Source organism: Anabaena sp. TISTR 8404 (assembly GCF_056847745.1).
Genome location: NZ_CP180578.1, coordinates 771,911 through 790,492 on the forward strand (window position 1 = coordinate 771,911; position 18,582 = coordinate 790,492).

Sequence of the window (18,582 nt, forward strand, 5' to 3'; positions counted from 1 at the left end):
TAGAAAGCAGGTGATGAGATGAAAAAGCCTCTAAATCACATCAAATTTTCTGACTTGCCATTTGTTCAGATGACACCCAGCCACAGTGAAAACCATAGGGTACACGCTGAGGGAGCATAATCCGCGCCACAGGTTCAGAAGTTATGTTTTGTGCATTTAAAATTAGTAATTCTGACTTGTTTGTAATCGTATCGTGAATATAAGTAATTACCCAACCATCATCCTCAACAGCCGCCCCAGGACGAGGAGCAAATACACATTCACCGCCAAAACGTCCTCGTCCAAAGAAATAGCTTTCAGCTGTACCTTTTTCTAAATCATATTTTCTCACACAATCAAATAGGGGTCTACCAGCATAAATTGCAGCTTGTCCGGCGTAAATATAACGCATTTTGCGCCCTATGAAATTATCATTGATGCGGGGAAATTCCGTAACTTGATCATCAAGCAATTTTTCTGTGACAACTCCTGTTTTAAGATTAATTCGCCAGCAACACATTTTTGCTACTTCACAATCAGAACTCTTGCCCATTTCTATATCGTCACTAGGGATTAAGAGATTAGTGGAAGGCATCCGCAAGCCTAGCAGAACTATCTCATCTCCTTCTTCGTAAGCATTGGCGGTATGATAAACCATACAAGTTGGTATTTCAAACCAGCGTATAGATTTGTTGTTACCATGACGTGGAATAATACCAATACGACTTTTTTTGTTCCTATCAAAATGTAGAGGAATTTCACCTTTCATCACTTTTCCGATTTGGAAGAAAAAGGGCAAATCTAGGAATAGTGAGTAATGTTCGGTGATAGCAAAGTCGTGCATCATGATGGGATTTGGTAAATCGATCGCCTCAATGCGATTAATTTCACCTTCTGCTGTGACTACACCGTAGTAGAGGTAAGGTGGAGCTATGTAAGAACAGCCGAAAAATATCATTTCTCCCGTGACGGGATCTACTTTAGGATGCGCTGTAAAAGAACAGGTGAGTTTATCTTTAAAAGTGTAAGGGCCAACAGTTTCTAAATCTGGAACTCGAATCTGATGCGGTAATCCTGCTTCAAAGAGGGTCAATAGTTTACCAGCGTGCCAAATTACAGATGTATTGGCAGAATTTTTCATCATAATTCCATAAGGAGAGTCAAATCGTGGCATATTCAGTAAACCTGGCCAGATTGCTTTCCCTTCTTTTTTTTCAATTTTCAGTGTCTCAGTCTGAACATAACGATTACGGTAGCTGGCTTGACCATTTTTGATATTTACTCCATGTAACATCCCATCACCATCAAACCAGTGATAGAGTCCCACCGGGGGAAATAGGGGATTAGGCGAAATGCGTAAAAACATCCCCGATAATTCTTGGGGAATTTGACCAATTACTGGTAAATCATCGGTGGTAATTTCCTCTTGGACTGGAGCAAAGTTATCTTGTAAAAATGACCTAGATAAAGTAGTTTGTAATCCTCTCATTTCTGGAGGTTCAATTGTGTCAACCAATTTATTGATGATGTTAAAAGGTATTTCTGATAAAAAGCCTTTTTTCTGTACTGCTTGGCTGGTTTTAAGTTTTGGTGTAGCCACTTTCGCCATGAATTGCGAATCTAGAAAAGCACCTGTTAGTCTTTGTCTAAGGGCGATTTGCCGAGCTTTTCTTTTGGGGATGCTTGCTAAAAGTTCTGTTTCAATACCTTCGACTACAGAATCGATCGCAATTAGTGTTTCTAGTGATTGGCACAGTTCATCATAATCTTCATCACTAGGATTAGTCCCTAAATATGCTTGTAAGCAGGCGTAAGCTTCTTGAGGCTCGATTGGTTTTCCTGCTAATAAAGTTTGGATTTCTGGATCATCTGCTAATCTTTTTTGATTTGCTACTTGCTGTAAATATAGTTTTTCTCCTGGTTCGAGAACTCCGTCTAACCAAGCAACACTAAAGAGAACTTTTAACAATTGTTTATCATCTTTGACTTGGTTAATCAAAATCGATTGAGAAATTCCTATCTCAAAATTTTCATGACGCTTGGCTCGGTGACGAATATTTTTTTCGCCGTTATATAAGGTATTAATGCGATCGCCTGTCTTGATCACAATATATAAATCCGGTTCACCTTCAAATATTTCTTTGAAGTCTTTTTCGGTGTAATTTATTTCAAATTTGCCTTGACTATCAGTTATCGTCTCCCCTAAATTATCATCCTTAAGTAAATCCTTATCAAAAGCTTGAATAATTAAATTAGGTATTCCTATACCAGTTTCAGCTTCATAAACTTTGCCAGTAATTTTATATGACATTGACAATTTCCTTGCTGAACTTATTAAACACTACTTTCCAAAACGTTAGAAAACTATTAGCTTATGAAAGTTAAGCTAATAGTCTTACAAAAACGATTGTGAAAAAATTTTCAGTGATTTAGTGTATATCAGTAATTTGATATGGGAGCAAGGACAGTTAAGACAGTTAAGATAGTTAATTATCTATTATTAAATACTTAAATAATATTGAAATTGATTTATAATTTATTTATATAAAAAGCTCATATTTTTTTACATACACAATCATCATTCTTCCGAGAGATTCTTATGCAGAAAAAGTAGGATTGAATGATAATAGCCGTATATATATACGGATAAAGCCTCATGAAGCGGGATAGCACAGGTAAATTTGTGAGCAATTGCGATGGTGAAACCAAACAGCGATTTAGTATGACGCTGACCGCTACTGCATGGCAACTATTAGATGAAGAGGCGAAAAAGCAAGGCACTTCGCGCTCAGAAGTTATAGAACAGTTTGCCCGTAGTTTGAATCATGAGGCAAAACAAACTGCAACACCAAAAAATGAAAACAATTCCGGCATATCAGCTATCAAAGCGATAACTAACTCAGAAGTAACTTTAGAGCCAGGCGATCGCCCAGTCACAGCTATCGCGGCAATTAATAGCCAGATTAGTCAGTTTACGGAGTGCAAGCGAACGGAAACAGCTTTGCAAGACAGCCAGGAACTGTTTCAAAGTTTTATGAAACATAGTCCAGTTTTGGCATTCATTAAAGATGAATCTGGGCGATATGTGTATGTAAATGCCTTGGTAGAGCGAAGAACCAAGCGATCGCAATCAGATTTCATCGGCAACACAGATTTTGAGTTATTGCCGCCTGCCATAGCTGAGCAATTTCATACCAATGATATAGCTGTACTGGCAAGTGGACAGCCAATGCAATTGATAGAAACCATTAAGCTTGAAGATGGGGAACACAGTTATATGTCTTTTAAGTTCCCCTTTCGCAATGCACTTGGGGAACAACTTTTAGCTGGTATGGCACTCGATGTCACTGATCGGCTGCGGGTTGAGGAGGAACTACGAAAACGGGAAGCAGAACTGCGCCTGATTACCAATGCTTTACCTGTTCTCATTTCTTTTGTTGATGCCCAACAGCGTTACTGCTTCAATAACCAAAAGTATGAAGAGTGGTTTGGTAAACCAGCCACCGAAATGAATGGCAAGTATCTGTGGGAAGTTTTAGGTGAAGCAGCATATCAAACAATTCGTCCTTATGTCGAGCAGGTACTCACAGGGCAAGAAGTGGCCTTTGAGAGCAGAATTCCTTATCAAGGCGATAACATCCGAGATACTGTTGTCAACTACGTGCCACAGTTTGATGAGCAGGGCAATGTTGTAGGTTTTGTGGCATTAGTAAATGACATCTCTCACCGCAAGCAAGCCGAAGAAACACTACGACAAAGTGAAGAGCGACTGAGAATTGCTCAAAAAGCTGCTAATGCTGGTGTGTGGAACTGGGATATTACAAATAATCACGTCACTTGGTCAGAAGAATATTATCGTCTTTATGGTCTTGATCCTGCAATTACTCAACCTTCCTACGAAAATTGGATCGCTTCCATCATCGAGCAAGACCGCGATCGCACCGATCAAGCAGCGCGTGCCGCCCTAGAACATCGCATCGACCTGAATGTAGAATTTCGGATTCTTCACCCAACCAAAGGAGAGCGATGGCTGACAGCAATTGGGCAAACTTTTTACAATGACAATCATCAGCCCATACGCATGACAGGCATTGCGTTAGATATTACTGAGCGCAAACTCTCAGAAGCAGCCTTGCTGGAAAGTGAAGAACGCTATCGATATTTAGCTGAATCTATTCCCCAATTAGTTTGGACAGCTGATACTCAAGGAGTACTAATTGATGTTAATCAACGCTGGTGTAATTTCACTGGGCTAACACTAACACAAGCGCAAACAGAAGGCTGGAACGCAGTTGTTCATCCTGATGATGCGCCCAAGTTGAGCCAAAATTGGGCGATCGCTCAACAAAATAGTACTTACTATCAAGCAGAAGGCAGAATGCGCCGCGCCGATGGCATTTATCGCTGGCATTTACATCAAGCTGTACCCTTTAAGAATGAACAGGGTCAGGTAATCAAATGGTTTGGTACAGCAACAGATATTGAAGACCAAAAACAACTGGAACAACAGCGTATTCACCTACTGCAACAAGAACAAGCCGCACGAGAACAAGCCGAAACTGCAAACCGCATTAAAGATGAATTTTTGGCAGTACTATCCCATGAGTTGCGTACACCCCTCAACCCCATCCTCGGCTGGGCGCGGTTACTACAATCGCAAAAGCTCGACTCAACCAAGACCACTGAAGCTTTAAAAACTATCGAGCGCAACGCCAAGCTTCAAGCTCAATTAATTGAAGATTTATTAGATGTCTCTAGCATTTTACAAGGCAAGCTCAATCTCAATGTGAGCCTAGTGGATTTGACCTCGGTAATTAACGGAGCCAGAGAAACAGTACGCCTAGCGGCTGAAGCTAAGTCAATTACAATAAAAACTATGCTCCAGCCAAATGTGGAGCAAGTAGCAGGCGACCCCCGCCGCTTACAACAAATTGTTTGGAATCTACTGTCGAATGCCATTAAATTCACACCTTCAGGAGGTTTAGTAGAAATTCGACTAGAGCGCTGTGAAGAATTCGCTCAAATTACAGTCAGTGATAATGGCAAAGGTATTTCTCAAGAGTTTCTCCCTTATGTCTTTGATTATTTCCGTCAAGCTGATAGTGCTACCACCAGAAAGTTTGGCGGTTTAGGTCTAGGACTGGCAATTGTCCGTCATTTAATTGAGTTGCATGGCGGCACTATTCAAGCTTATAGCTCAGGAGAAGGACTAGGAGCAACTTTTACAGTGAAGCTACCACTGATGCTAATTCAATCTCACACCAATCAGGATGGTGGACAGATGGAACAAGTTTTAGACTTAAATGGCATTAAAATTTTAGTCGTAGATGATGATGCTGATAGTCGTGAGTTCGTTGGCTTTGTGCTGGAACAAGAAGGCGCAAACGTGACAACGGCAGGTTCTGCAACGGAAGCACTAACAGCGTTGCGGCAAATCCAACCAGATGTATTGTTAAGTGACATTGGAATGCCGCAAGTAGATGGTTATATGTTGATGCAGCAAGTGAGAAATCTACCACCAGAACAGGGAGGTAATATCAAAGCGATCGCTCTCACTGCTTATGCTGGTGAAATGAATGAAAAACAGGCAGTAAAAGCTGGATTCCAAAAACATATTTCTAAACCGGTGGAACCAGAAGATTTAATCACAGCCATTGTGGAGTTATATCGTGTCCGGTAAAAGACTTGTCATACAGACCGCAAGGGGGCTGACAAGTGTAGGTATTTTACAAACGTGGCTGAAATGAGGTTTTTCCGTTGGTTGAAAACTCAAATTTTAGTCTTTGATTTTCCGCATAAGAACGAAATTTCGTGATTTGAACCACGTTTAGAACTCTGTTTGAGATTACCCACTCATCCCCATATAAAAAACCTACACCTGTCAGCCCTGCCAAGAACTGCGGTCTCAATGTGCAAATTAAATGTTGAACAGCTTACAACGGATTAGCCTCTGTCACCACTTCTGGTAGTGGAATGAACTCTGTTTCATCTGGCACTGTCGCAAATCGGTTGTTGCGCCAATCAACTTTTGCTTGCTCTATTCGTTCTGGTCGGCTGGAGACAAAATTCCACCATTTGTAGCGTGTACCCAATGGTTCACCGCCAATTACAATACATCGAGCCGCAGCCGTCGCCGAAACCTTGACCTTATAACCTGGCTCTAAGATGGCGAGGCGATGTTGCTCTATTGGTTCATCATTAATACTTAATCCTTCTGTGATGCTGTATACTGCTCTTTCTGCATAACTAGCAGGAATCATAAACTGAGCATTGGCAGATAACGCCCCATCTAAATAAAGAATCGGTGAAAAAACTTTGACAGGTGAAGTATAACCATTTACTTCTCCAGCAATGAGTTTGAGGCTAACACCATTCTCTTCCCAGGTGGGCAGGCTTTGGGATGGATAATGAGTGAACCAAGGATCAATTTCTTCGGATTCCACAGGTAAAGCAATCCATGTTTGAATGCCATGAATTATGGCTTCGTTGCGACGGTCTAGGTCGGGTGATCGTTCTGAATGTACAATTCCTTTTCCCGCCGTCATCCAGTTAACTGCACCCGGTTGAATGTCCTGTACAGTACCTAAACTATCGCGGTGCATTAAAGCACCATCAAACAAGTATGTTAGTGTTGCAAGATTGATATGAGGATGTGGTCGGACATCAATGCCTTTGTTAGCTGGCAAAATGGACGGGCCAAGATGATCAAAAAAAATAAACGGCCCGACCATTTGGCGATGCGGATATGGCAAACTGCGGCGGGCAACAAACCCACCCAAATCTTTAACTTCAGGTTCAATCAGTTGCAGTATTGCCATAAGTAATGGGGTGATTGATAAATGCTGAAATTATTATAAATACATTGCCTAGGGCTTACATCATGTCCGGTGAAAGACTTATGGATTCTTTCCTAATACTCGTAGTTGTATTTCTGTTTGAGCAGAAATTTTACTAACAAAACTATATAGTAATATAATAAAAAAATATATTGCGCAATTATTATGTTAGAAAATTCACCTGCTGCCCTTGGGCCAATTGCTGATTATTTTAAAGTGCTTTCAGAAACTAGTCGACTCCAGGTTTTGTGCAGCTTAAAATCTGGTAGCAAAAATGTCTCAGAAATTATTGAAGCAACCGGACTGGGACAAGCAAATGTGTCCAAGCATTTAAAAATTTTGGCACAAGCAGGAATTGTCCAGCGTCAACCACAAGGAGTGAGTATTTATTATGAAATCGTCGATCCATTGATTTTTGAACTCTGCGAACTGGTGTGCGATCGCCTCTCAATTCGTCTAGAGCAGCAGTCAGAGCAGTTAAAACAACTAGAAGCTTTGCGTAGTCGCTGAAATCGAATACTGGGGTTGAGGGAAGTAGTATGTAAAATGATGCCCTCTCATTAGCTCACAATTATTGTTACAGCATTAGTTACTTAATGATATTGATTGATGCAGCGCAGTTTCGTAACTAAACTGCGCTGCTTACAATATGCATTACAGATTGAATATCAGAATAAATATTTTATTGACTATATCACTAATAAGTTATATAGTTGTTAATTAACAAGCGACCCTTGTTAATTTTGCACCATTCCATTCACATCCATAGAACAATGACAACGCTTATAAATCAGCGCGGTAGCGCCAATTTATGGGAAAAATTCTGTAACTGGATCACCAGTACTGAAAATCGAATGTATATTGGTTGGTTTGGAGTCATACTGATTCCCACAGCCTTAACTGCTGCGATCGTTTTTATCCTTGCATTTATTGCCGCACCACCTGTTGATGTAGATGGTATCCGAGAACCTGTATCTGGTTCACTTCTGTATGGTAATAACATCATTACTGCTACCGTAGTTCCGACTTCGGCTGCTATTGGTTTGCACTTATACCCTATATGGGAAGCCGCTTCTCTAGATGAATGGCTTTACAATGGTGGGCCTTACCAAATGATTGTGCTGCACTTTTTAATAGCTATCTATGCATACATGGGTAGGCAATGGGAACTGAGTTACCGCTTAGGAATGCGTCCTTGGATTCCTGTGGCATTTTCTGCTCCTGTAGCTGCTGCAACAGCTGTGTTGTTAATTTATCCCATTGGACAAGGTAGTTTTTCAGATGGGATGATGCTGGGGATTTCTGGAACTTTCAACTTCATGATTGTGTTTTCCCCAGAACACAATATCCTTATGCATCCATTTCATATGATTGGTGTTGCTGGAGTATTTGGTGGAGCTTTGTTCTCCGCAATGCACGGCTCTTTAGTAACTTCCACATTGGTGCGGGAAACATCAGAAATAGAATCAGCCAATATCGGTTATAAATTTGGTCAAGAAGACGAAACCTACAACATCGTAGCGGCACACGGTTACTTTGGGCGGTTAATCTTTCAATATGCCAGCTTTAATAATTCCCGTTCTTTGCATTTCTTTTTGGCTGCTTGGCCAGTAATTGGCATTTGGTTTGCCGCTTTGGGCATTAGTACGATGTCGTTTAACTTGAATGGTTTTAACTTTAATAACTCGATTTTGGATCATCAAGGACGGACAATTAACACTTGGGCAGACCTTCTCAATAGAGCAAACCTAGGAATTGAAGTCATGCATGAGCGCAATGCTCACAATTTCCCTCTAGATTTAGCATCAGGTGAGCCTCAACCAATCGCTCTTGTAGCGCCTGTAATTGCTAGTTAGCTTCTAATTTTGCCTTATATCTCTGTTATCTTTGCGCCCTCTTTTTGAGGGTGTTTTTTTGTTGTGACCTGTCGATTGTTAACCATCAGCAGTGTTGATTGATCAACTACTTGTGGAGACCGGGGATAGGGAGTAAGGAGTAAATTTGTGGACAACTGATCTAGGACTGCTATATGGCAAAAAGTAAAAAGCAACCGCATAGCGATCGCTTGAAATACCAAGTAAAAAATGGTTAAAACACCCTTATTAAAATAACACATTTATTTACAAAATTTAAAGGTTTTGTTCAGATACATAGTTGCAATACCTTTTTGGGAATATCGCCGATGCTGATTCTCACAACTGAACCGCACTACTTGTAATATGTTTCCAATTCAAAGCAATTGCCTCAGATGGCCTACACCCAGTAAAGAATAGGAAGCGTACATAGTGAGTGTAATGGCTGTAGTAGTGATCGCCAGCAAAAGTCCGAATAATTAAATCTCTTTCTTCTTTTAGTGAAGGGATTAATATCTTGTTCTTCAGTAGCACCTTTGGGCGTTTTTATTTTCATAGCAGCAAACGGGTTAGCGTCAATTAGCCCCTCTTCCATTGCCCAATTACAGCAAGCTTTCAATTGAGTTAAACAACGTTTAGCAGCATCTGGGGTTAAATTGGCCAAAAGATAATCTCGAATAGCAGATACTTCATCGAGCGATCGCGTTGGTAACTTAGCGATGTGATTTCGATGTTTAGTAAAGTCTTTGGCGTAGGTGCTAGGAATAACTTGCGGTTTCTTAAATTCGCTCTACCTATCCCAAATTTGGTCTAATTTGGGTTTAGGCTTCTTGATTGTACTGACTTATTTACAGCATTTACACCACTTTTCTATCTAAAGGTGTCCAACTAATGCCCAAAATTCTTCTGAAATCTAGAACACTTGTCCTCTATTTCTCATGGTTGAGAAAGCAAAAACCCCTTGAAATCAAACGATTTCAAGGGGTTTGTTGAGATGCCAGGAACCGGACTTGAACCGGTGACACGAGGATTTTCAGTCCTCTGCTCTACCAACTGAGCTATCCCGGCGTGCGCTTTGTTTTGCGCCACGATTTATAAATGTAGCAAACAAAAATGAATTCCGCAAGGGTTATCCAAAAAAAAGTTATGCTGTTTTCCACCCCAGCTTGATTACCATAAAAACAGTGATGAATAGTAGAAACTGGACAAGCACAATACTAGGGCCAGAAGCGAGGTTGAAAATACCCGAAACAAGAATGCCTGCAATGCTGCTAGTTGAACCGACTATGACAGACATCCACAAAAAACGGCTAAACTGCTGACTCATCAGTTTGGCTGTAGCAGCGGGTATAACCAAAAAGGCATTAACTAATAAAACTCCAACGGCTTTAATTGCCACAGCAACGGCTAGTGAAAGCAGCACCACAAATCCATAGCGATATAATTCCACAGGAATGCCTTGAACTTTGGCGACATCAGGATTCAGGGTTAGCAAAATCTGCTGGCGTAGAGTCGATAACAAAAATAGGGTGCCTCCTACAAGCACCAGCAGCGTTAAAACTAAATCTGTGGTATCAATAGCGAGAATATCGCCAAAAAGTACGCCCATCAGGTTGCCACGATATCCCTGAATCAGGCTAGAAAGAATTATACCGATCGCTAATGCTCCAGAGAGAACTATACTAAGTACGCTATCGCTGGCTAAATCTGTTTTGTCTACGAAGTAAAGAACGATAACACCAAACACTAAGGTAAAGGGCAACAGCATCCATGTGGGATTTAACTGTAGCAGCACACCCAAGGCGACACCAACTAATGCCGCATGACCAACAGCATGGCTAAAAAATGATAATTGGCGCAATGTAACAAAACTGCCTAATAATCCCCCAAGTATTCCCATTAACACAGCACCAATCAGCGCTCGTTGCATAAATGGGAATTGTAATAAACTCACCAAATCTTGACTACTAGTAATGGCTAACTCTGCAATTTGGTAATTCATAATTGATATTCAGTCGTGTGAATACTGAAAAGCTCGTATGTTTTTTAGCTGTCGAATTTATCAGCTATTAGTTAGGACGTTTAAACAGGATACAGCATTTACAAAACTCAGCACTCTTTATTAGAGTCTCTATCCCCAGGAAGATAAAACTGAATTGATTGGTAGATTGCGTTTAAGTTAAAGGTTAGTGGAGTGTTGAATCATCTAAAATGACAAGTGAGCGAATCAACTTGGAATTTCTGCTGTTTTGATAACCATGACTGAGCAACCTAATACTGACTTGCCATCAGCAGATTCTCAGCAGTTCAGTAAACCGAATGACAATCAGCCTAGCAATGAACCGTCTGAAGGTGCAACAACGCAGTCGGTTAATAATGCTTGGACAAACCGCATTGCAGATGTCTGGAAGAAAGCCACAACCAGCTTGATGCAGTTTTTACCTGTGGAGCAAGTGTCACAAACTGTAGTTGAATGGTATAGTGTCAGCGAAGCTCAGGTAACAGAGATTTTAGAAGCTGTACGTGCCGAACTACCAACCACCGAAGCATTATTGATTGGTAAACCTCAAGCTGGTAAAAGTTCGATTGTGCGAGGACTAACGGGAGTTTCGCCGGAGATTATTGGTCAAGGATTTCGTCCGCATACACAACACACCGAACGCTACGCTTATCCTTCTAATGATCTGCCGTTACTCATTTTTACAGATACGGTGGGACTGGGAGATGTTAATCAAGAAACTGAGGCAATTATTCAAGAGTTACTGGGTGATTTGCAACAGTCTAGTCGCGGTGCGCGGGTGTTAATCCTCACCGTCAAGATTAATGATTTTGCGACTGATACATTGCGTCAAATCGCCCACAAACTACGTCAGCAATATCCAGATATCCCCTGTCTTCTGGCGGTGACTTGTTTACATGAAGTTTATCCTCCGGATGCAACTGATCATCCGGCTTATCCGCCAAACTACGAAGAAGTTCAACGTGCCTTTGCTGAAATTCAGCAAGCTTTTACAGAATTATACGATCGCGCTGTTCTGATTGACTTTACCTTAGAAGAAGATGGTTACAATCCTGTATTTTACGGCTTAGAAGAATTTCGAGATTCTTTAGCGGAATTGTTGCCAGAAGCCGAAGCTCGTGCAATTAATCAGTTATTAGAGCAGGGAATAGGTAAACAAATTGGTAATATCTACCGTGATGCTGCACGACGGTATATGCTGACTTTTTCAGTTATGGCAGCAACCTTAGCAGCTATACCTTTACCATTTGCAACTATGCCTGTATTAACAGCATTGCAAGTATCGATGGTAGGACTGCTAGGTAAATTATACGGGCAAACTATCACACCATCCCAAGCAGGGGGTATTGTAAGTGCGATCGCTGGGGGATTTTTCGCCCAAGCAATTGGACGAGAGTTAGTCAAAATTATCCCAGGTTTCGGTAGTGCGATCGCGGCATCTTGGGCGGCGGCTTATACTTGGTCTTTAGGTGAAGCAGCTTGTGTTTATTTTGGTGATGTTATGGGTGGAAAAAAACCTGATCCACAAAAGATTCAATCTGTAATGCAAGCAGAATTTCAAGCGGCGAAAGAACGGTTTAAGGGAATTAAACGGTAACAAGGCAAAAGTAAAAAGGTAAAAGGCAAAAGAAAGAAAAAGAAAAATGCAAAAAGCTCCTGAATTTATTCAGAGAAAAGAGGATAAAAATTTGTTTCAAGACCTGTAGTCTAAGAAACAATGCGTCCTTGTTAAATACCCAATATTAGATATGGGGATTTTCTTTTTACTTTTTACTTTTTACTTTTGCCTTATTCAATCACCTGTAATTACCGCAGATTCCAACATTTTAATTGTTCCGGCATCGGCATCTATTTCTACATTCAAACCAATTGGTAAAGTAAATTTATCTTTGATATGACCAATCATTGAACCATACCAAGTTGGAATTTTTAAGGGAATTAGATGGTCGCGCAATACTTGAGTTAGTTTAAAAGAAGGTTCATCGCCAATGCTACAGTCAGTACATCTGCCAAAGATAAAACCAGCAATTTGATTAAGAATACCAGCATTTTTTAGCTGAGTTAACATTCGGTCTACACGATAAACATCTTCTTTGATGTCTTCTACAAATAAAATGCTTTTGTACCAAGCAGGTAAATAAGGTGAACCCACCATTGCTGAGAGAACTGATAAGTTACCACCTATCAGTTTACCTGTGGCTTTTCCTGATAGTATAGTCTCAAATTGTACCTCATCAGTTTTGAGATTTTGCATCGTCACTGCTTCGCCATCAAATAAGATGCGTTTGGCGTAATCTGTTGTAAAGTCATTCCAGTTAGATGTGGCATTTGGCCCATGAAAAGTAATGACGCGACTACGTGCATTAATTGCTAACACTAAAGCGGTGATATCACTGAATCCCATAATAATTTTGGGATGAGAGCGAATCTTGGCGTAGTTCAGTAAAGGTAAAATACGATTGCAACCCCAACCACCACGCATGGTCATGATGGCGTTGACAGAACTATCCGCAAACATCATGTTTACATCGTCGGCGCGGTTAGCATCTGTACCTGCTAAGTAGCCGTAATTATCTAAAAGATGATTTCCTAGTTTAATTTTTAATCCTAGTTCAGTAAGCGATCGCTTGGCATTTGCTAAATCTTCTGCATCAATAACACCAGCCGGAGAAATTAATCCTACTGTGTCTCCCGGTTGTAGGCGGGGTGGTTTGATAATGGTATTTGGGGATAGTTTACCTTGAGCTTGAGTTAAAGGTATCTGTGCAGCTAAAGTAGCAACACCACAGGTTGTAATAAATTTGCGTCGTTTCAAAGTCGGGAGTTGGGAGTGGGGTAAAAAAACTTGATTATACAGACTTCTTCATTTCAGACTTCAGACTTCAGACTTCAGACTTCAGACTTCACACTTCCTTTTAACCGCGCAATTGCGCTACCAATAGATTAGGATTCCAATAAGCGCGGGTTGTTTGAATTTTACCGTCTTTGTTAATCTCAAAAATTGTGATTCCCTCAAAGGATACTGATTTACCAGTCTTACTCACTCCTTGCATTGTCCACTTGACGGCTGCTTCATTACCAGCTACAAAAATATGTTCAGTTGTCGCGGCTAATTTCTCAAATACAGCTTGCAATTGCCCGATAAACTGATGATAATCTTCACGAATCTTAACTGGAGGTTCACCAACTGGGTCATAACTCACCGCATCTTCAGCAAAGTTTTCTATCCAACCTTCTGGATTCATCGCGGTAATGTTGGTAAAGTAGGCATCAATGATGGTTTTAATGGCGGTGCTTGACATGATTTAGTTCTCTTGCTGGGTATAGATTATACAACCTATAATTTGCTGAACAAGCCAAGTATGAAGTATGAAGTGTAAAGTATGAAGTATGAAGTGTGAAATTTCAGCCTTCTGCTTTCTGGCTATTACTGCAACTCTGTGATTAGTGGAATATTACAATACCTGCGAACTGCATTAATACAAAATCAAGATTATCGTGACACCTTGGACAAGATTCACTGGTGGCGAATGGTTGTGGTTACTAGTGTGGGAGTCACCGCTTTGGTATGGGGAATGCGGGAAATGACATGGTTGCAATCTTGGGAGTTAAAAGCTTATGACCAAATGTTGCGATCGCGTCCTCCAGAACCGCCCGATTCTCGGCTTTTAGTGGTTAAAATTACTGAAGAGGATATAGAGCGATTTAAATGGCCTTTATCAGATGCTACAATCAATCAGTTATTAACCAAACTTGAATCTTATCAACCGCGTGTTATTGGTTTAAATATTTATCGACAAAATCAAACAAATCTTGCGGCTGGAATTGCGAATAAAAATCACATAATTACTACTTGTTTGTTAAGCAGTACAGGTAGATCAGAAATTCCCCCACCGCCGAATTTTCCTATAGATAATGTTAGCTATAACGATTTAATTCCGGATAATCAAGAAGACCAAATTGTCCGCCGGAGTTTATTATTTGCTGAACCTAGCAATCATAGTAAATGTGCAACACCATTTTCCTTTGCTAGTTTAATTGCCATTAGTTATTTAGAAAAACAAAGTATCAATGTAGATTTTACAGAAAAACATAATTTTCATCTTGGTAAAATCACTTTTCCTATTCTCACTGCTCATTCTGGCAGCTACATTGGGTTAGATGCTGCTGGTTATCAAATATTATTAAATTATCGTCATCCCGATCGCCTGACGCAAGAAGTCACTCTGACACAAGTCCTGGAAGGTAAAGTTAATCCCAATTTAGTCAAAGACCGCTTAGTAATTATTGGTACTACTGCTGCTAGTGTTCATCCTGGTGTATACACACCCTTTAGTGCTTCCCCAGATTATCCAGCTAGAACAGCAACTGTATTTATTCACGCACAAATAGCTAGTCAAATTCTCAGTACAGTTTTGGATGGTAGACCACTGATTTGGTACTGGTCTGATGGGGTTGAACTGGTATGGGTGTTAGGTTGGTCTATGCTGGGTAGCGTTTTAAGTTGGCGGTTGCGACATCCTGTAGTGCTACTAGTTGTGGGAGTTACAAGCCTAGCTGGGTTAGTCGGAATTTGTGCTGGGTTGTTTTTACAAGCTGGCTGGATACCATTGATTCCGCCAGCGATCGCGTTTATTTTTAGTAGTGTGGGAATGCTGGTTTATAGTACATACCACACTCAACAGCAAACAAAATTAATTATTCAGCAAGTTGAACAACAACAAGAAGCGATCGCGCAATTAAGTATTCTATTAAAAGAAACTACCTCTGCAACAGAAACTACTAAAATTCGTGACCAACATATCCATTCTGCTGCGACAATTTCTCAAGCAGAAAAAAGAACAGGTGATTTACTTTTGGGTGGACGCTACCAAATTTCTAGAGTACTTGGTTCAGGAGGATTTGGTCGCACTTATTTAGCACAAGATACTCAGCGTCCGGGGAATCCTACTTGTGTTGTGAAACAATTAATGCCGGCACGTCGAGATACTAAATTTTTGGAAGTAGCGCGAAGATTATTTAATACCGAAGCAGAAATTTTAGAAGCCTTGGGTAAACATCCACAAATCCCCGCACTGCTTGCCTATTTTGAAGATCAGCAAGAATTCTATTTAGTAGAAGAGTATATTTCTGGACACACTCTTCATGAAGAAATAGCACCTATTCATGGAGCAAAAAGTGAAAGTTTTGTGATTGAGATGCTCAAAGGTGTATTAGAAGTTTTAGCATTTGTCCATGAGCATAAAGTAATTCATCGAGACATTAAACCACATAATATCATTAGAAGTAATCAAGATAATCGGTTAGTGCTGATTGATTTTGGTGCAGTCAAATTGATGCACCCACCCACTAGTGAACAAACAGAATTAGCCACAGTTGCTATCGGTACACGCGGCTATGCACCACCAGAACAATTTGCCGGACATCCCCGATTATCTAGTGATATTTATGCTTTGGGGATGATGGGAATTCAAGCTATTACTGGTATCTTACCCCAAGAATTACAACCAGACCCAGAAACTGGCAATATTATGTGGCAACATACAGTTCAAGTAAGTGCAGAACTAAGCAGAATTTTAGATAAAATGGTGCGTTATCATTTTAGCGATCGCTATCAATCAGCCGCCGCCGTTCTGCAAGATTTAAATCAAATTAGCGATAGATAAACTCTCTGTAACCCTTTGCTTCTTTGCGCCTTTGCGTGAGGCAAAAAAATCTTGTTTTCCTACATCATTTTTGAATTAATATTAGAGGTTGTTTTAAAAGTATTGTCGGTAACATCAAAATTTCAAAAACCTAACCCCCCAAGCCCCCCTTCCCTACAAGGGAATGGGGGTTTCAAAGCCTCTCTCCGCTTCGGGGAGCCAGCGCCGTGGGCGGGTTTCCCGACTTGAGGCGACTGGCGTGAGAGGTTTGGAGAGGGGTTTTTAGTAGAATTTTGGACTTTCCAAACATCCTCTTATTTAGTCTGTGCAATATCTATACATAAAAAATTATTATGACTCTGGGAAAAGAAACTAAAATTGCTGGTATCTATGAAGTATGTATTGGTGTTCCAGACCCAATTTTTGCCATACAATATTGGGAACAATTTGGTTATCGCATTGGACAAGTTGGTCAATTACCTGCAACAACAGCCTATCAATTATATGGAGTAAATTCTGCTTTACGTTCCATTCGCCTATATCATCAAAACGCAGATCATGGATTGATTAGGTTGATGGTTTGGCAAAATCCAACTAACCAAGGCTTGGGGTTAGCATCAATGAAAATTAAAGGAAATCGTTGGGCTACCACCTTAACCTCAGATATTTTAACTATATTAAATCATGCCGAAGAAGCCAAAGCCGCTGGTTTTGCCGTGAGATACAGCATTCCCTACTGGGAAGTTATCTATAACAAAGAACGCAAAAGCCGTCCTTTTATTGACCCAACGGTAGGGGTGCGAGAAATGTTACTTCTGCAACCCTTAACACGGCAAGTTTTATTTCAACGATTTGGCTACACAATACCAAATTACGGACACATCAACGACGCATCTGTATTTAAAACCAGCCAGTTTACCCACATGGGAATTATCGTTCAAGATGACAGCAAAACTAGCTTGAAATTTTATGAGGAAGTTTTGGGTTTGTTGCGAGTGCGAGATGATGTAGAAACTAGCTATGAATCTTCACCCGCAGGTCGAGATTTATTTGACCTCAAGCCTGGGGAAAAATTTATCGTAACAACTTTTGATGATCCCCGTTCGTCGCAGACTGACTTAATGGCGGCGCGGAGTGGGAGACTTTATGTAATTCGGTTCCCAGAAGCGATGAACTTAGAATCAAAGTTTGAAGCCGCGCAACCAGGAAGTTTAGGGATGTCACTGTATACTTACCGTGTGCAGAGAATTGAAGAATATTGCGATCGCATCAAGTCCAGTCAAGTGCTAAATTTTACTAACATCATCGAAAATGAATTTCGCGAAAAAAGTTTCTCCTTCACTTCACCAGATGGCTATTTCTGGAATTTAGTAGAAACTGGTTTTAACTAGAAACCTGTTTTTCAAAGATCATCAAATGCTGCTGGGGTAATAAGTTTTTCGTCTCGCGCCAAGTTAAACCAACAGCGTTCATTTCTTTCCGCACCTGTTGTTGTGTCATCTTGTGTAGACGTTTAATCATAATCAAGGGATTTTCCCCTCGATACTCTACCAGTACAACCCTACCTCCTGGCTTGAGTGCTTTGACAATTCCTTGCATCACTTCGTAGGGATATTCAAATTCATGGTAAGCATCCACCATCAAAGCCAAGTCAACACTTGCATCGGGAAGGTTGGGGTTATTAATGGTTGCTAAAATCGGCTCAACATTGGTAATCTTTTTCTCTTTTTTAGCAGCCTGAATAATATCCAGCATTTCTGGCTGAATATCTACAGCCAAAACCTTTCCTTGAGGTATTAAAGGTGCAATACGAAAAGTTAGATAACCTGTACCAGCACCAATATCTGCAACTACATCATTTGGTTTTAATTCCAACGCACTGACTATCTTGCTTGGCTGTTCTTCTAACTCGCGGCTAGGACGTTCTAACCAACCTGCGCCTGTGTGTCCCATCACTTTGGCAATTTCTCGCCCCATATAAAATTTACCAATACCATCGGGACTATGGTTGGCTTTTTGTTCGTAAATTGTAGTCGAGGAGATATTAGTAATTTCTGGTTTATTTGCAGTCAAAAACCAAAAACTGCCAATTAACAAAATAATTGCTACTAAAGGTAAAAAATAAAACTTACGGATTTGCTTCATTGTTGAAAAATATCCAATAGGGTTATCTGGTGAGTAGAGACGCGTTAGCGAAGCGGGACGAAGTCCAATTTCGCGTCTCTACAGGTTTACTGTATTGATTTATG

12 protein-coding genes and 1 tRNA gene are annotated in these 18,582 nt (G+C 40.5%); 6 read left to right on the forward strand and 7 right to left on the reverse strand.

All coding sequences use genetic code 11. From position 1 onward, the window contains the following. Positions 1-40: 40 nt before the first annotated feature. Positions 41-2,290 (reverse strand): carotenoid oxygenase family protein, encoded by a 2,250-nt coding sequence (locus tag ACMX3D_RS03300; RefSeq protein ID WP_482750062.1) that lies wholly within the window; start codon positions 2,288-2,290, stop codon positions 41-43. A 345-nt stretch (positions 2,291-2,635) separates the two neighbouring features. On the opposite strand from ACMX3D_RS03300, the gene ACMX3D_RS03305 reads away from it, so the two are divergent. After that, positions 2,636-5,659, forward strand: coding sequence for a PAS domain-containing hybrid sensor histidine kinase/response regulator (locus ACMX3D_RS03305; protein WP_482750063.1), 3,024 nt, complete (start codon positions 2,636-2,638; stop codon positions 5,657-5,659). 253 nt (positions 5,660-5,912) lie between these two features. On the opposite strand, the gene ACMX3D_RS03310 is transcribed toward ACMX3D_RS03305, so the two are convergent. Next, positions 5,913-6,797, reverse strand: coding sequence for a pirin family protein (locus tag ACMX3D_RS03310; RefSeq protein ID WP_482750064.1), 885 nt, complete (start codon positions 6,795-6,797; stop codon positions 5,913-5,915). A gap of 183 nt (positions 6,798-6,980) precedes the next feature. On the opposite strand from ACMX3D_RS03310, the gene ACMX3D_RS03315 reads away from it, so the two are divergent. Continuing rightward, positions 6,981-7,325 carry an ArsR/SmtB family transcription factor gene (locus ACMX3D_RS03315; protein ID WP_482750065.1) on the forward strand — a complete coding sequence of 115 codons (345 nt, stop codon included), beginning with the start codon at positions 6,981-6,983 and terminating at the stop codon, positions 7,323-7,325. 263 nt (positions 7,326-7,588) lie between these two features. Continuing rightward, on the forward strand, positions 7,589-8,671 hold the full coding sequence (psbA, locus tag ACMX3D_RS03320; RefSeq protein WP_482750066.1) for a photosystem II q(b) protein: 1,083 nt from the start codon (positions 7,589-7,591) through the stop codon (positions 8,669-8,671). A 992-nt stretch (positions 8,672-9,663) separates the two neighbouring features. Here psbA and ACMX3D_RS03325 read toward each other — a convergent pair. Then, positions 9,664-9,736, reverse strand: a tRNA-Phe gene (locus tag ACMX3D_RS03325). 76 nt (positions 9,737-9,812) lie between these two features. Then, entirely contained in the window at positions 9,813-10,670 is an 858-nt protein-coding gene (locus ACMX3D_RS03330) for a metal ABC transporter permease (RefSeq protein WP_482750067.1), read from the reverse strand. A gap of 256 nt (positions 10,671-10,926) precedes the next feature. On the opposite strand from ACMX3D_RS03330, the gene ACMX3D_RS03335 reads away from it, so the two are divergent. Beyond that, positions 10,927-12,285 carry a GTPase family protein gene (locus ACMX3D_RS03335; protein ID WP_482750068.1) on the forward strand — a complete coding sequence of 453 codons (1,359 nt, stop codon included), beginning with the start codon at positions 10,927-10,929 and terminating at the stop codon, positions 12,283-12,285. A 195-nt stretch (positions 12,286-12,480) separates the two neighbouring features. Here the strand turns inward: ACMX3D_RS03335 and ACMX3D_RS03340 are convergent, their stop codons facing one another. Further along, the gene (locus tag ACMX3D_RS03340; RefSeq protein ID WP_482750069.1) at positions 12,481-13,503 is read right to left on the reverse strand and encodes a S66 peptidase family protein; all 1,023 of its coding nucleotides are present in this window, start codon (positions 13,501-13,503) and stop codon (positions 12,481-12,483) included. Between the two features lie 100 nt (positions 13,504-13,603). Continuing rightward, positions 13,604-13,990 carry a nuclear transport factor 2 family protein gene (locus ACMX3D_RS03345; RefSeq protein WP_482750070.1) on the reverse strand — a complete coding sequence of 129 codons (387 nt, stop codon included), beginning with the start codon at positions 13,988-13,990 and terminating at the stop codon, positions 13,604-13,606. A 138-nt stretch (positions 13,991-14,128) separates the two neighbouring features. Between ACMX3D_RS03345 and ACMX3D_RS03350 the strand changes: the two genes are divergently transcribed. Further along, positions 14,129-16,354, forward strand: coding sequence for a CHASE2 domain-containing protein (locus ACMX3D_RS03350; protein WP_482750071.1), 2,226 nt, complete (start codon positions 14,129-14,131; stop codon positions 16,352-16,354). Positions 16,355-16,686: 332 nt separating this feature from the next. Beyond that, the gene (locus ACMX3D_RS03355; protein WP_482750072.1) at positions 16,687-17,724 is read left to right on the forward strand and encodes a VOC family protein; all 1,038 of its coding nucleotides are present in this window, start codon (positions 16,687-16,689) and stop codon (positions 17,722-17,724) included. On the opposite strand, the gene ACMX3D_RS03360 is transcribed toward ACMX3D_RS03355, so the two are convergent. Next, positions 17,717-18,478: a class I SAM-dependent methyltransferase gene (locus ACMX3D_RS03360; protein WP_482750073.1), complete on the reverse strand. Its 762-nt coding sequence runs from the start codon at positions 18,476-18,478 to the stop codon at positions 17,717-17,719. The two genes, ACMX3D_RS03355 and ACMX3D_RS03360, sit on opposite strands and share 8 nt — an antisense overlap. Positions 18,479-18,582 lie beyond the last annotated feature (104 nt).

What these genes read in the sequence shown, in the direction of transcription:
- ACMX3D_RS03355 (WP_482750072.1), top strand. Translation starts at nt 16,687, where the DNA reads ATGACTCTGGGAAAAGAAACTAAAATTGCTGGTATCTATGAAGTATGT.
- ACMX3D_RS03305 (WP_482750063.1), top strand. Translation starts at nt 2,636, where the DNA reads ATGAAGCGGGATAGCACAGGTAAATTTGTGAGCAATTGCGATGGTGAA.
- ACMX3D_RS03330 (WP_482750067.1), bottom strand. Translation starts at nt 10,670, where the DNA reads ATGAATTACCAAATTGCAGAGTTAGCCATTACTAGTAGTCAAGATTTG.
- ACMX3D_RS03300 (WP_482750062.1), bottom strand. Translation starts at nt 2,290, where the DNA reads ATGTCATATAAAATTACTGGCAAAGTTTATGAAGCTGAAACTGGTATA.
- ACMX3D_RS03335 (WP_482750068.1), top strand. Translation starts at nt 10,927, where the DNA reads ATGACTGAGCAACCTAATACTGACTTGCCATCAGCAGATTCTCAGCAG.
- psbA (WP_482750066.1), top strand. Translation starts at nt 7,589, where the DNA reads ATGACAACGCTTATAAATCAGCGCGGTAGCGCCAATTTATGGGAAAAA.
- ACMX3D_RS03315 (WP_482750065.1), top strand. Translation starts at nt 6,981, where the DNA reads ATGTTAGAAAATTCACCTGCTGCCCTTGGGCCAATTGCTGATTATTTT.
- ACMX3D_RS03310 (WP_482750064.1), bottom strand. Translation starts at nt 6,797, where the DNA reads ATGGCAATACTGCAACTGATTGAACCTGAAGTTAAAGATTTGGGTGGG.
- ACMX3D_RS03360 (WP_482750073.1), bottom strand. Translation starts at nt 18,478, where the DNA reads ATGAAGCAAATCCGTAAGTTTTATTTTTTACCTTTAGTAGCAATTATT.
- ACMX3D_RS03345 (WP_482750070.1), bottom strand. Translation starts at nt 13,990, where the DNA reads ATGTCAAGCACCGCCATTAAAACCATCATTGATGCCTACTTTACCAAC.